Raw genomic sequence first — 13,362 nt, 5'->3', positions numbered from 1 at the left:
AGGCCACCTGTATAGCGCAGAACGAATCGGAGGTTTGTAACTTAAGGTTAACCAGAAGCCGCAAGGTGTGGGAGCGGCCTCGTGTCGCGAAAGGGCCGCAAAGCGGCCCCAGGATTTCAGCAATGCAGCAAAACTGCGGGCCTTTCCGACCCTTCCGGCGCCCCGGCAAGGCCGCCCCTACACAAGCACCGTCCACAGCGCAAACCCGGCATACCACAGCACCGCGCAGCGCAGCAGCAGTTCCCACAGGCTGTCCAGCCGGCCCAGCCCACGCAGGCTATCCTCTTCGTCGGGGATGTCGTCGGCAATCCGCCCGACCCTGGCCACCAAATGCGCGGCACTGATGTGCCAGTTGAGCAGTTCGTGCAGCATCACACGGGTTACCGCGACAAAATTGCCGACCAAGGCAAAGCTCACGGCCAGCACCCGCACCGGCAGCCAGTCCATGATGTGCCGCAACTGTTCGGCACGCGCCTTGAGCGCAGGTTGGTGGCTGTTATCGGCGGTCAACGCCAGCAAGCGATAAGCAAGCGCCGCCCCCGGGCCGAGCACGAAGTACCAGAAGATCACCGCGAAGAAGCTTTGATACGCCTGCCACAGCAGGTAGCCCTGCACCCGCACCAACAAGCCATGGGGCTCTTCGGCCACCAGCCCCAGGTCACGCTCGGCCACATGCAGCGCCCCCTGGTCGTCACCACGCCGCCAGGCATCGCGGAACGGCCCGAGAGCGGCCTTGGCATCCCCGCGGCCCAGGCTGTAGATCAGCACCAGCAGGTGCACCGGCAGGGCAAGCAAGCCATAAGCCACCGGGTCGAGCACATACAGCAGTAGCACCAGCACCGCCACGGGGGCCAGCACCAGAATGGCCAGGCTCCACCAGGGGTGCACCTTGCCGCTGCGCTCCAGGCGCACCAGTTCACCGAGGAAGAAACCATCGCGTTGCACCTGATGGCGCAGGGCGGAGAATTTCTCGAACCACAGCGCCAGTATCAACACCAGAAAACTCATGCCTTGTCCTCGTTGGCTTGCACGGCGGCGCGGTATCGCGGCCAGTCGAATGCAGGGCCCGGGTCGGTCTTGCGCACCGGGGCAATGTCGCTATGGCCCTGGATGCGGCCCATGTCGATGGCCGGCCAGGCCGCCTGGATCTGCCGGGTCAGTTGCTCAAGCACGCTGTACTGGGCATCGCTGTAGGGCAGGTCATCGGTGCCCTCCAGCTCGATACCGATGGAAAAGTCGTTGCAGCCCTCACGCCCGTCGAAGCATGACACGCCCGCATGCCAGGCACGGTCGAGCAACGACACGAACTGGGTCACCGCGCCGTCGCGCTCGACGAACAGATGCGCCGACACGGTCAGGTGGCTGATGCTGGCAAAGTAGGGATGCTCGTTGGGGTCCAGGCAATTCTGAAAGAATTGCTGGACTTTGCCGCTGCCAAAGCAGGCCGGCGGCAGGCTGATGTTGTGAATCACCAGCAGCGAAATCGATTCGCCTTCGGGGCGCGAGTTGAAGTTCGGCGAAGGGCAGTGGGTGATTCCGTTTCCGTGGAACCAGCCGGTGGCACGGTCCAATTGCATGGGGCAGATCCTGTAAAGCGCCGGGTACACGAGCGCAGTATGCCCTGCGAGTGCAGCGCTGTGCATGTGAATCCTGCAGCCGTGGGTCAATGCACCTGCTTTTGCCGCAAGCCTTGAAGCACGGCATCCAGAGCCCGTTCGAACAGCAGGCGATCATCCAGCACCCGCGCTTCGCCGCGACGCAGCGCTTGGGCGAGGCCCGCCACGGTCCACTGGCTTACCTGCAGCCCGTTGCGCTTGGCGAACACCAGGCGGTCGCTGCTTTCCATGCGCGCCACCAGCTTGCAGCGCAGCGGCTCATCCTCGTCGAGCACTTCCACCCAGCTACCGATGCGCAGCCGCTGCACCGCACGCAAGTGGGCAACGTAGTCCCCGGGTGGGTGCAGCGGAGCGCAAGCGGCCTCGTCAGCGATGGCCAGCACGATGTCTTCGGCCACCAGCACCTCGGCCACCTCTGCAGGCGGCTGCCGGGGCCCCGCGCATGCGCGCAGGTGCAGTTGCTCGAGCTGCTGGAAAAAGTCGCGCGTCGCCACCGAATCCAATGCCACGCTGGCAAGGCCTTCACGCAGGGCCTTGAGCAGCCCCGGTACCTGCTGCAAGAGTGCCTGTGGGTCACGGTGGGGAGTGATGCTGGCAAGCAACGTATCCATGGTGGCCAACGCCTTGACCCACGCCGGGGAACGCTCACCCTCCTTCAGCCAGGCCAGCAACAATACCTGGCTCCAGGCCTGCACCAGCATCTGCACCACCACCTTGGGCAGCACACGCCCGCGCAACCGCTGGTTGAGTGCCTGCTGCACCTGCTGGCGGGCCTGCAAGGCACGCACCCGCCCCTCTTCGGCGTCGCGGGTGCGTTGTTCGAGCAACTCGTTGCGCCGGCGTTCGTCCTGGCTGTAGGCGAGGAAGTCTTCCAACAGTTCGGCGAACAGCGCGCAGTCGTCGGTGAAGTCATTGAGCAGGCGCTGGACGATGTGTTCCACGCGCAGGTGCAGGCCGTCACGCAAGCCTTCGTTGCCGCTCTCCCAGCCAATCGCCGCGTCGCCGATCTCGTTGAGCAGGCGACGGGCCGGGTGGCTGGCGCGGCTGAACAGCCCCTTGTCGAGCAGCGCCACCTTGAGCAGGGGGATGTGCAGACGAACGATCAGTACGCGCAGGCTGGCCGGCAGGTTGTCGTCGCCCTGGATGTGGTCGAACAACAGGCCAATCAGGTTGATTGTGTCTTCGTCGGCCGGGGCAATACGCCGACGGGTGCCACTGCGCACACTGACCCGCAGCAACAGTTGTTCGAGCTGCTGGCCGAGATCGAAACCGTCCTCATCGAGGGTGGCCGGCACATAGTGCTGCAGGTGCGAAAGCAGGCGCAGCAGGTCGGCGTTGCTGATCGGCTGGGCCGTAGCGACCCGCTGCAAGCGTGGTGCGATGCGCCCGCGCGACGGTGCAAGCAAGCCCTGTAGCGAGGCGAAGAAGGCCTGCCCGGCATCGTCCGCGCCGAGGGTATCGCCCGGCGCCTCGCCTGGGGGCACCCGCCGTGCGCCCAGGCGGCGGTCCGCAACTCGTCGACGTGGCGCCGGGGGCAGTTCTGCCAGCACGCCGGCGGTAGCCAGCAACTGGTTGGCATCGCCATAAAGCACGTCGATGTCACGCAGCACATAGCGTTCGAACAGCTTCAGCAGGATCAGTTTGACCCGTAGGCCCACCCCCAGGTTGCGCCCGGCTTCGAGGAAGTACCCGCACAGCGCAGCAGGGCCGAGCGGGTTGCGCTGCGGGTCCACGGGGCACTCGAGCAGGGCCTGCAAGCGCAGGCTCAGCTGGCCGAGGGCAACACCGTCACGCGCCAGCACGCGTGCAACCATGCCGTCGATGGTCGCTGCACGCTCGCGTTGCGCCGTGTTGCGCAGGCTATCGGTCGCGGCAATGAAACCCGGAGGGGCGGCCTGGCAGATGCGCGCAAAGCTGTCGTGAAAGCTGTCGAGAAAGCCGCGCTCGATACTTTTGCGCTTGAGGCGCAAGTCGCGCATGGCTTCGAAATACAGGTTCTGGTTGGCGCGCTCGGTGGCTTTGTCGGCCATCTCGAACAAGGTATTGTCGGCGTTGTTGAACAACGCCAGCAGGCCCTGACGCAATTGCAGGGCGGCCTTGTCGCGCACCTGCAAAAGCAGCACCGGGAGGCAAGGCAAGGGCGTACGCGCGCCACGATCGATGGCGGCCACCAGGGACACCACCTTGCCTTCTTCATGCATCCCGAACTCCTTGCAGGGTGACGTGTTTGATGGGGCAACGGATCGTCAAAGCTATGACGCCAAATAGTGGGCGCCATTATCGGTAAAATTGCCGACGCCCGCCAGCAACACTTGGCTTGCGGGTAAATGACTGTAATTTTTGGAAAATGCTCACGCGACCTGACCAAAGGTGTGCTGCAAGGCGGCTGTACACCACGCCCCCCTGCCCTATAATCGGCGGCACCTAGCTTGTGGAGCCGACCATGCCGAACCTACGCCTTGCCGACCTGACCGCCGAGATCGAAGCCAACGTGCGCCGCGCGCTGCTGGAAGACATAGGCAGTGGCGACATCACCGCACAGCTGATCCCGGCCGAGCGCCTGGCCAAGGCCACCATCATCACCCGCGAGGAATGCGTGATTGCCGGCACCGCCTGGGTCGATGCCGTGTTCCGCCAGTTGGACCCGCGCGTGGCGGTACACTGGCAGGCGGTCGATGGTGAACGCGCCACGGCCAATCAGGTGCTGTTCCACCTTGAAGGGCCGGCCCGTTCGCTGCTCAGCGGCGAGCGCAGCGCGCTGAACTTCCTGCAGATGCTGTCGGGTGTGGCCACACGAGCGCGCTCGCTCGCAGACTTGGTCGAGGGCACCCAAGTGCACTTGCTCGACACCCGCAAGACCCTGCCCGGCCTGCGCCTGGCGCAAAAGTACGCGGTCACCTGCGGCGGGTGCCACAACCACCGCATCGGCCTGTACGACGCCTTCCTGATCAAGGAAAACCACATCGCTGCCAGCGGCGGCGTGCCCGAAGCCGTGGCCGCGGCGCACCGCATCGCCCCGGGCAAGCCGGTGGAAATCGAGGTGGAGAGCCTGGACGAGCTGCGCCAGGCGCTGGACGCCGGTGCCGACATCATCATGCTCGATGAGCTGAGCCTGGACGAAATGCGCAAAGCGGTACGCATCACCGCCGGCAAGGCCAAGCTCGAGGCCAGTGGCGGGGTCAACGAAAGCACCCTGCGGGTGATTGCCGAGACGGGTGTGGACTACATCTCGATTGGCGCCATGACCAAGGATGTGAAAGCGGTCGACCTGTCGATGCGCCTGAGCCTGTAGGAGCGGGCTTGCCCGCGATGAGGCCGGTACAGCCGCAGCACATCGCATCAAAGGCATAAAAAAACCGGCCAGATGGCCGGTTTTTTTTCATGCGTGAATCAGAACGAGGCGTTGGCCAGGCCGTCCAGATAACGCTCGACGTCCAGCGCCGCCATGCAGCCCGCACCCGCCGAGGTAATGGCCTGACGGTAGACATGGTCAGCCACGTCGCCTGCGGCGAACACGCCTTCGACGTTGGTGGCAGTGGCGTTGCCTTCACGACCGCCATGGACCACCAGGTAGCCGTCCTTCAGGGTCAGCTGGCCTTCGAACAACGAAGTGTTCGGGGTGTGGCCAATGGCGATGAACACACCGTCGACCTTGATTTCGTCGCTGCTGCCGTCGTTGTTCTTCAGGCGCGCGCCGGTCACACCCATGTTGTCACCCAGCACTTCGTCCAAGGTGGCGTTGAGCTTGAGCTCGATCTTGCCTTCGGCAACACGGGCGTTGAGCTTGTCGACCAGGATCTTCTCGGCACGGAAGGTCTCGCGGCGGTGTACCAAGGTCACCTTGCTGGCGATGTTGGCCAGGTACAGCGCCTCTTCAACGGCAGTGTTGCCGCCACCGACTACGGCGACCGGCTTGTTGCGGTAGAAGAAACCGTCGCAGGTGGCACAGGCCGAAACGCCCTTGCCCATGAAGGTTTCTTCCGAAGGCAGGCCCAGGTAACGCGCGCTTGCACCGGTGGCGATGATCAGTGCATCGCAGGTGTACTTGCCGCTGTCACCTTGCAGGGTGAACGGTTTGTTGGCCAGGTCGACAGCGTTGATGTGGTCGAAGACGATCTCGGTCTCGAAACGCTCGGCGTGTTCCTGCATGCGCTGCATCAGCGCCGGGCCAGTCAGGCCATGGGGGTCGCCCGGCCAGTTGTCGACTTCGGTGGTGGTGGTCAGCTGGCCACCGGCCTGCATGCCGGTGATCAGCAGCGGCTTGAGGTTGGCGCGGGCGGCATACACCGCGGCGCTGTAACCGGCAGGGCCGGAACCGAGGATGATGACGCGCGAATGACGTACTTCAGACATGTCGAACTCCTGTCGAGCGGGCCGCAGGGGCCGGCATCGGTAGACCGGCTGCGCCAGCTGGAAATTAAAAAGGACCCACGCAGCACTTGGGGAAGGCTACAACGCGCAGGTCCAGAAACCGTAAAGTTGAGCGCACTGTAGCGAGGTGGCAAAGATTAAGGAAATATCCTTCGACAATCCACCTCATAGGCATCCTCTATATGTGAATTTCACCTCCGACAGGGGCTCAAAGGCTTTTGTTACAGCCGGTTTCCCACCCCTTGCTCACCTTTCGTCGGCGCGGCAAAGCCGGTAAGGTCAGCGCGTTTTCCCTTCTCTGCGGAGTATCTCGATGCAAGCCCCCGTCCTCTCTGGCCCACAATACCTGCGCGAAGGCCTGAAACTGGTGCTGAGCCCCAATTTGCGGTTGTTCGTGCTGCTGCCCCTGGCGATCAACCTGCTGCTGTTCGGCGGCATGATCTACTTCGCCGGCCACCAGTTCGGCCTGTGGCTCGATACCCTCATGCCGACCCTGCCTAACTGGCTGAGCTTCCTCAGCTATATCCTCTGGCCGCTGTTCGTCGCCTTACTGGTATTGATGGTGTTCTTCACCTTCACCCTGGTGGCCAACATCCTCGCTGCGCCATTCAATGGCTTTCTGGCCGAAAAGGTCGAAGTGGTGGTGCGTGGCGAAGACCACTTCCCGGCGTTCAGCTGGGGTGAGCTGGTCGCCATGGTGCCCCGTACCTTCGGCCGCGAGATGCGCAAGCTTGGCTACTTCCTGCCACGGGCCATCGCGCTGTTCATCCTGTCGTTCATCCCCGTGGTGAACGTGATTGCCGCGCCGCTGTGGCTGATGTTCGGTGTGTGGATGATGGCCATCCAGTACATCGACTACCCGGCAGACAACAACAAGATGAGCTGGCAGGACATGCTGGCCTGGCTGCGCAGCAAGCGCTGGCAGTCGCTGGGGTTTGGCGGCATCACCTACCTGGCGTTGATGATTCCAGGTGTGAACGTGCTGATGATGCCAGCGGCGGTGGCCGGGGCCACGTTGTTCTGGGTCAAGGAAGGAAAAGCCGTCGAACGCACCAGGGGATAATTATTTACACCACCCCCGTTATCTTCGACAGGCTAAATCATCGCCGAACACCATTTGGTGTTTCTCTCTACAGGAGTAAACCAATGATTGACGACGATGACATCAAAAAGAAAATTCAGGATGAAGCTGAGACTCTTGATCGTCCAGAAGAGCCTGAAGAGCCCGATGAGGTAGTACCGGAGCCAGAAGAAGAACCGGCCCCAGAAGAGCCTGAAGAGCCTGAAGAGCCTGAAGCAACGGGCCCAATAGATCCGAAAGGCCCACTAGGCCTGCGCGGCCCCGTAGGCCTGGAAGGGCCGGCGCTCACGCATGAAGAAAACGAAGCATTCGAAAAGATCCAGGGGCGCGTTTACCAAGTCCTCAAGGAAACGCTTCCAAAACATGATTTGGAACCTGCAACCAACTGGTTCATCTACGGCAGCGATGAGTTTGCCGAACGACGCTATGCCATCAACTTCCTGACGTGGGCATTGATCAGCGGAGCACTCCCCAAGCCAGAAAGCGTTGAGTACTCGGATGACAGCGGCGGCGAGCGCACGCTGGACAGCGACGGTAACTTCTGGGCCGCCTTGCAGGAAACGTTCGACAGGATGATGGAAATGCCACCCATTGCCTGACGCGTCAAATGTGAGTGTGCATGGGTTTTCACACATGCGTTGAACGCAGACCCATGCATCAAAAACTGCCCGCTCGGATGAGTACTTGCAAAAGGCACTTGAACATGAATGAAGATAGAGATTATCTGGACCTTACTGACATACCGGAACATTTACAGGGGTTCGAAATCCTCAAGCACAAGGCAACCTGGAGACTCGATGAAGCACTGCAGGGGCAAGGCATCGACATACCTGCCAATCAGCTGTTCATCAACAGCGTCAACAATCCCGTCGACAGGATTGTCACCGCCAGTACTGCATTTCCAGTCTTTATTGCCAGTGCAGTTCAAGAAAACAATCATCCTGTGATCACAGGTGAGTTCAGCGGTGTATTTGGTGTGGCGTTCTCCTTCCAGGACGAACACCGCATCGATAGCAAGTTCGCTAGCATTGAAACCTTCGCGTCCATCGCCAGCGATGTTTATCAACAGCTGCAAGGCTGAGTAGGCTCTGTAAGAAAAATCGTGTAACGCCGTCACTGTAGGAGCTGGCTTGCCTGCGATCGGCTGCGAAGCAGTCGTACAATCGGTATATGCGCAGTCCAGACTGAGTGCGGATACAGAATTTACGACTGCTACGCAGCCGATCGCAGGCAAGCCAGCTCCTACAGTTACAAACCCTAGTGGCTGAGCTGGCTTGAAAACTGCCCTACTGCGTCCACCACCCTCTTCGCCCCTTCCTGAATCTCGACGATTACACCACCGGTATCTGCGGCTAGCGCCAGCCCTTGCTCGGCCTGGCGTTTGCTGGTGTCGATGATGTCCACCGCCGCCTGGGCCAACTGCTCGTTCTGCTGCACCACTTTGGCGATTTCTTCAGTGGCGGTGCTGGTACGTGAAGCCAGCTGGCGCACTTCGTCTGCGACTACCGCAAAACCACGCCCCTGCTCACCGGCCCGGGCGGCCTCGATGGCGGCATTGAGCGCCAGCAGGTTGGTCTGGCCGGCGATGTCGCTGATGGTCTTGATAATCGCGCCAATCACCTTGGACTGCTTGTCCAGCGCTTGAATGCCTTCGGCGGCATCATGCATCGAACCTTCCAGGCCACGCATCACCTCAACCGTCTGGGTCACCACATCCGTGGCCTTGCGTGCACTGCTGTCGGTTTCCAGCGAGGTGTTATAGGCAATGTCTGCTGCCTGCGCCACGGCCTGCTCTTGATTGACCTGGTCGGTAATCACCGTGGCGAACTTGACCACCTTGTACAGCACGTCATGGGCATCGATGATCGGGTTGTAGGACGCCTCCAGCCATACTGTGCGGCCATGGGCATCGATCCGCTTGAAACGATCGGCCACGTACTCGCCGCGGCGCAGCTTGTCCCAGAACGCCTGGTAACCTGCCGAGTTGGCCTCCTCCGGTTCACAGAACATGCGGTGATGCTTGCCGCGCACCTGCTCAAGGCTATACCCGACCGTTTGCAGGAAACGGTCGTTGGCGGTCAGCACCTGCCCATCCAGGTTGAATTCGATCACGGCGGTAGAACGCATCAGCGCCTTGATCAGGCTTTCGTGTTCGCGTGAGGCTTCGATGGTGCGGGTCAGGTCACTGGAGTGCATCGTGAAGTACTTGATGCGCCCGTCGCTGCCCTTTACCGGTTGCAGGATCGAGCGCAGCCAGGCCTCTTCACCGCTACCACGCAGCAGGCGGAAGGCGCCATTGAGGTGCTCACCGCGGGTGATGGCGTTCTTCATGCGCTGATGAAAGTCGAGCTGCTTCACATGGGCCGGCACGATGTCTTCGATGTGACGCCCGATCAGTTGCTCGGGGCGGTAGCGCATCTCTTTCTCGAAGTTGCCGTTGACCATCTCGATACGCCCCTGAGGGTCGAGCTGGAGCACCAGCATTTCGCTGTCCAGGCTGTTCTTGACCTGCTCGACGGAAAACAGCTCCTCGCGCAGTTGCTGGATTTCTTGCTTGAGCTTGCTGTGGAACATCACCGCTCCCGGAGCGCATCACCTGATGGAATGCATCTCCATCGGCTGCCCAGGGTCGGTTCTTGAGTCCACGGTACGGAAATATTCACGCATACGTTTTACGCGTCATCTGCGTATCACCAGGCTGTCACATGGGCGCAACGCAGTAGGCGGAAGCTTTTTGTCATGAATACACCTGCCCTACGCATCACCCTTGTCAGCGAAACCTTCCCGCCCGAAATCAACGGCGTGGCCACTACCCTTGGACGCCTTGGCGAAGGGTTGCGCCAACGCGGCCATGAGGTCGAGGTGGTACGCCCGCGCCAGGCCGGTGAAGGGCCAGCGCACAACGACCCGAACCTGATGTTGTGCCGCGGCTGGGCCTTGCCTGGCTACCCGGGCCTGCAGTGGGGTGAGGTGTCGATGCACACGCTGTTGCGCCGCTGGCGACGGCAGCGCCCGGATGTGCTGTACATCGCCACCGAGGGGCCGCTGGGGTTCAGCGCCCTGCGCGCGGCCCGGCGCCTGGGGGTGGCGGTGGTCAGTGGCTTTCACACCAACTTCCCGAAGTATTCCGGCCAGTACGGCCTGGGCCTGCTGGCGCGCCTGCTCACGCACTACCTGCGCTGGTTCCATCGGCGCACGGCCATCACCCTGGTGCCCAGTGTCAGCCAGCGCCTGGAGCTTGAGCGCCGTGGTTTCGAGCGCCTGGAACTGCTGGCACGGGGTGTCGATGCCTGCCTGTTCAACCCGGCCCGGCGCAGCCAGGCGTTGCGCGAAAGCTGGGGGCTAGGCCCGGACGATATCGCCATGTTGCATGTCGGGCGGCTGGCTGCAGAAAAAAACCTGGGACTGCTCCGTCCCAGCCTTGAGACATTGCAGAAGGCGTATCCACAGAAGCGCATACGCCTGATCCTGGTGGGCGACGGCCCACAGCGTTCAGCCCTCCAACAGCAAGTGCCGGATGCAGTGTTCTGTGGTGCCCAGCGTGGTGAGGTGCTGGCCGAGCACTATGCCAGCGGCGACCTGTTCCTGTTCCCGAGCCTGACCGAGACCTTTGGCAACGTGGTGCTCGAAGCCATGGCCTCGGGATTGGCCGTGGTTGCATATGACGAGGCAGCCGCAGCGCACCACATACGCCACGGCCACAGCGGCGCACTAGCCATGCCTGGGGACCAGGCGGCGTTTATGGATGCAGCCTGCTGGCTGATGGAAGAAGAGGAAACGTTGCGGCGGGTACGCCTGAATGCTCGCCAACATGCCAGTCGCCAAGGTTGGCCCGCGATTGTCGAGCAGTTTGAAGGCTATCTGGACCGCGCGAACGCAAGGCAGTCGATTCTTCTATACCCCCGCAACTAGTTTTCGCGGATTTCCACCGCTATATCGCCGTTCTTACCTACCGTAAAGGTATATAGGGTTGAAGGCTCTACAATAAATTTTTTCTGGACTGTCAGATCCCTGCGAACCGCGCCGTTAAGCAGCGCCTGATTTATTACAATTCGTTCTTGTGCGAAATCCCTTTGGGCCGCATTTTGTGGCACATCAGGAAGTGTGTTGAGCGTGCGGCGGTGAGCTATCAGGTTGTTCTGAGCGTTGATAACTTGACGATCCAGCTCTTGTCTTACGTTAATCTTACTAGGGGGAATAAGATGCTTACCCTCTCTGCGAAATATTTGTTTAGCATTCCCAGCAGCAACGGCATCATGATACTTGATCATTTTCCACCATAGGCGCAGACGTTCGAACATATGTCCGGTAGGGTCAGTGCCATTGACTGGATCTCCAGCACCATAGCCATAGGCATTTATCCCTCCCTTGCCGAAAGGGCTCCAGCTGTCGGCTGAGTAGAATCGCATGAGCTTCGGGCTATACAACCGATAACCATTACCTAGCAAATACCCCTCGGTTATCACGTCTTGCACCTGCCCGGTAAACCCTGGCCCCCAGGGCTCGATAGCGTGAAGCCCATAAGGCGTGTAGCACCGTAGTGCAATCGAATGCCGTTGTTCCAACAGCACCGATGTGTTGACATCCGTTGCCAGTAAAGAAGTCTGAATTCCGTCTTGTATCACAGCCAAAGGATGGGTGCTTGCCTCGACAATACGCCGCTGTACCGCCCCAGAGTTAATAAGCGTTAGTCGCGAGCCTTGATAGAAGAACATGCACAGCCCCTCCGCAGATCAATTCCACTGCCATCAAAGGGCAGCGTCTTGAATGGGATTAAGCAATGCTGATGAGATTACCGCAACTGACAAAATTATCAGGGCTGCTTACACGCGAAAAAGGGCCGCCACGCGGCCCCCTGAATCAGGCCAACGCCTTCTCGATCGCCTGCACCACCGTCGGGTCATCCGGCGCCGTACGTGGCGAAAAACGCGCCAGCACCCGGCCGTCCTTGCCCACCAGAAACTTCTCGAAGTTCCAGGTGATTTCGCCGGGGAACTCAGCCCCCTCGCCCGCCAGCAAACGATACAACGAATGGCGCAGCGGCCCGTTGACCTCCAGCTTGCTGCCCAAGGGGAAGCTCACCCCGTAGTGAAGGCTGCAAAATTCCTGTATCTCCTTTCCGCTACCCGGCTCCTGCCCGGCAAACTGGTTGCACGGCAGGCCAAGCACGCTGAAGCCCTTGTCCTTGTAAACCTGATAGAGGTTTTCCAGGGCCTTGTATTGCGGCGTGAGACCACATTTGGAGGCAACGTTGACCACCAGTACCACTTGGCCCTTGAACGGTGCCAGGGGCAGTTCCCCACCGTTCAGAGCTTCCAGTTTCAGGTCGTGAAATGCACTCATGATGACATCCCCTCTCAGGTTCCCGGTTGCCGCGCAGGCGAATTGCGCCCACTAAAAAGGCGCTCATCCAAGCCGTTCACCTCCCGCGGGAGGCGTGTCGGCTTGTCCGAGCGCCTGGCGACTTTCTGAGCTTAGCGCAGAAAATCAGTGGTGATGGCCACCTTCACCGTGGATGTGCTTGTGAGCGACTTCTTCCTGGGTGGCGTCACGCACGTCAACAACCTTGACCTGGAAGGTCAGGCGCTGGCCGGCCAGCGGGTGGTTGCCGTCGACGGTCACGTCGTCGCCGTCCAGGTCACGGATGGTGACGATCTGCATCTGGCCGTCCGGCGCAGAGGCGTGGAACTGCATGCCCACTTCCAGTTCGTCGACGCCTTCGAACATGCTGCGGTTCAGGGTGCTGACCAGTTCGGCCAGGTATTCGCCATAGGCATCTTCAGGCTCGATGGTGACGTTCAGTTCGTCGCCAGCTTGTTTGCCTTCCAGGGCTTTTTCCAGGCCCGGGATGATGTTCTGGGCACCGTGCAGGTAGACCAGCGGCGCGCCACCGGCGGAGCTGTCGATGGTCTCCCCGGCGTCGTTGGTCAGGGTATAGTCGATGGAGACAGCCTTGTTGGCGGCGATCAGCATGGGGCAAGACCTTTTGCAAAAGTATGTAGAACGGACAAGTGTAACCAACGCATCGTCTGATTGCGAACCCAGCAAGGACGAGGGGCGCCCCATCAGTCGGATCATTGGCTTCCACCAGGACGATGAGGGCCACTGGGTGGTCGACCTGTCCTGCGGCCACACCCAGCACCTGCGCCACCAGCCACCGTGGCAAGCGCGCCCTTGGGTGCTCGACCCCGAACAGCGCGCGCAGCGCATCGGCCAGGCTTTCGCCTGTGGCTGGTGTGCACAAGGGGCCGATAGCGCTACCCTTGCCCGTTGATTCCTTGCAACGCTTTATTT

At 61.0% G+C, this 13,362-nt stretch carries 14 protein-coding genes; 6 read left to right on the top strand and 8 right to left on the bottom strand.

The annotated features are described in order from the left end of the window. Positions 1-177: 177 nt before the first annotated feature. The 3 genes from ampE to ACFY68_RS16345 all read right to left on the bottom strand — a co-directional run bounded on the left by ampE (position 178) and on the right by ACFY68_RS16345 (position 3,817). A complete protein-coding gene (gene ampE / locus ACFY68_RS16355; protein ID WP_387529184.1) occupies positions 178-1,008 on the bottom strand; it encodes a regulatory signaling modulator protein AmpE in 831 nt (276 codons plus the stop codon). Beyond that, complete coding sequence (gene ampD / locus ACFY68_RS16350; RefSeq protein WP_387529181.1) at positions 1,005-1,577, bottom strand: 1,6-anhydro-N-acetylmuramyl-L-alanine amidase AmpD; 573 nt, start codon at positions 1,575-1,577, stop codon at positions 1,005-1,007. Before ampD ends, ampE begins: the two co-directional genes overlap by 4 nt. Positions 1,578-1,663: 86 nt before the next feature. Then, positions 1,664-3,817 (bottom strand): DUF1631 domain-containing protein, encoded by a 2,154-nt coding sequence (locus ACFY68_RS16345; RefSeq protein ID WP_387529178.1) that lies wholly within the window; start codon positions 3,815-3,817, stop codon positions 1,664-1,666. 242 nt (positions 3,818-4,059) lie between these two features. On the opposite strand from ACFY68_RS16345, the gene nadC reads away from it, so the two are divergent. Then, on the top strand, positions 4,060-4,908 hold the full coding sequence (gene nadC / locus ACFY68_RS16340; RefSeq protein ID WP_387529175.1) for a carboxylating nicotinate-nucleotide diphosphorylase: 849 nt from the start codon (positions 4,060-4,062) through the stop codon (positions 4,906-4,908). Positions 4,909-5,006: 98 nt separating this feature from the next. Here nadC and trxB read toward each other — a convergent pair whose 3' ends face one another. Then, complete coding sequence (gene trxB / locus ACFY68_RS16335; RefSeq protein ID WP_346614943.1) at positions 5,007-5,969, bottom strand: thioredoxin-disulfide reductase; 963 nt, start codon at positions 5,967-5,969, stop codon at positions 5,007-5,009. A 331-nt stretch (positions 5,970-6,300) separates the two neighbouring features. Here trxB and cysZ point away from each other — a divergent pair, with 331 nt between their 5' ends. The 3 genes from cysZ (at position 6,301) to ACFY68_RS16320 (ending at position 8,149) form a co-directional block, all read left to right on the top strand. Next, entirely contained in the window at positions 6,301-7,050 is a 750-nt protein-coding gene (cysZ, locus tag ACFY68_RS16330; RefSeq protein ID WP_387529172.1) for a sulfate transporter CysZ, read from the top strand. A gap of 83 nt (positions 7,051-7,133) precedes the next feature. Beyond that, positions 7,134-7,667 carry a hypothetical protein gene (locus tag ACFY68_RS16325; RefSeq protein WP_387529169.1) on the top strand — a complete coding sequence of 178 codons (534 nt, stop codon included), beginning with the start codon at positions 7,134-7,136 and terminating at the stop codon, positions 7,665-7,667. 104 nt (positions 7,668-7,771) lie between these two features. After that, entirely contained in the window at positions 7,772-8,149 is a 378-nt protein-coding gene (locus ACFY68_RS16320) for a hypothetical protein (RefSeq protein ID WP_387529166.1), read from the top strand. 176 nt (positions 8,150-8,325) lie between these two features. On the opposite strand, the gene ACFY68_RS16315 is transcribed toward ACFY68_RS16320, so the two are convergent. After that, positions 8,326-9,642, bottom strand: a complete 1,317-nt coding sequence (locus tag ACFY68_RS16315; protein ID WP_387529163.1) for a methyl-accepting chemotaxis protein — start codon at positions 9,640-9,642, stop codon at positions 8,326-8,328. 165 nt (positions 9,643-9,807) lie between these two features. On the opposite strand from ACFY68_RS16315, the gene ACFY68_RS16310 reads away from it, so the two are divergent. Continuing rightward, positions 9,808-10,980 carry a glycosyltransferase family 4 protein gene (locus ACFY68_RS16310; protein ID WP_387529160.1) on the top strand — a complete coding sequence of 391 codons (1,173 nt, stop codon included), beginning with the start codon at positions 9,808-9,810 and terminating at the stop codon, positions 10,978-10,980. Here the strand turns inward: ACFY68_RS16310 and ACFY68_RS16305 are convergent. The 3 genes from ACFY68_RS16305 to ACFY68_RS16295 form a co-directional block, all read right to left on the bottom strand. Continuing rightward, positions 10,977-11,783: an RHS repeat-associated core domain-containing protein gene (locus tag ACFY68_RS16305; RefSeq protein ID WP_387529157.1), complete on the bottom strand. Its 807-nt coding sequence runs from the start codon at positions 11,781-11,783 to the stop codon at positions 10,977-10,979. The genes ACFY68_RS16310 and ACFY68_RS16305 overlap by 4 nt on opposite strands. Before the next feature lie 145 nt (positions 11,784-11,928). Then, positions 11,929-12,411: a glutathione peroxidase gene (locus tag ACFY68_RS16300; RefSeq protein WP_387529155.1), complete on the bottom strand. Its 483-nt coding sequence runs from the start codon at positions 12,409-12,411 to the stop codon at positions 11,929-11,931. A 144-nt stretch (positions 12,412-12,555) separates the two neighbouring features. After that, complete coding sequence (locus ACFY68_RS16295) at positions 12,556-13,041, bottom strand: peptidylprolyl isomerase (RefSeq protein WP_387529152.1); 486 nt, start codon at positions 13,039-13,041, stop codon at positions 12,556-12,558. Here ACFY68_RS16295 and ACFY68_RS16290 point away from each other — a divergent pair. Next, a complete protein-coding gene (locus ACFY68_RS16290) occupies positions 13,040-13,342 on the top strand; it encodes a DUF3565 domain-containing protein (protein ID WP_387529149.1) in 303 nt (100 codons plus the stop codon). The genes ACFY68_RS16295 and ACFY68_RS16290 overlap by 2 nt on opposite strands. Positions 13,343-13,362 lie beyond the last annotated feature (20 nt).

The sequence above is a fragment of the Pseudomonas sp. NPDC012596 genome (assembly GCF_042902325.1).
Taxonomy (GTDB): domain Bacteria; phylum Pseudomonadota; class Gammaproteobacteria; order Pseudomonadales; family Pseudomonadaceae; genus Aquipseudomonas.
This window is presented reverse-complemented; position numbering and strand designations above follow the sequence as displayed.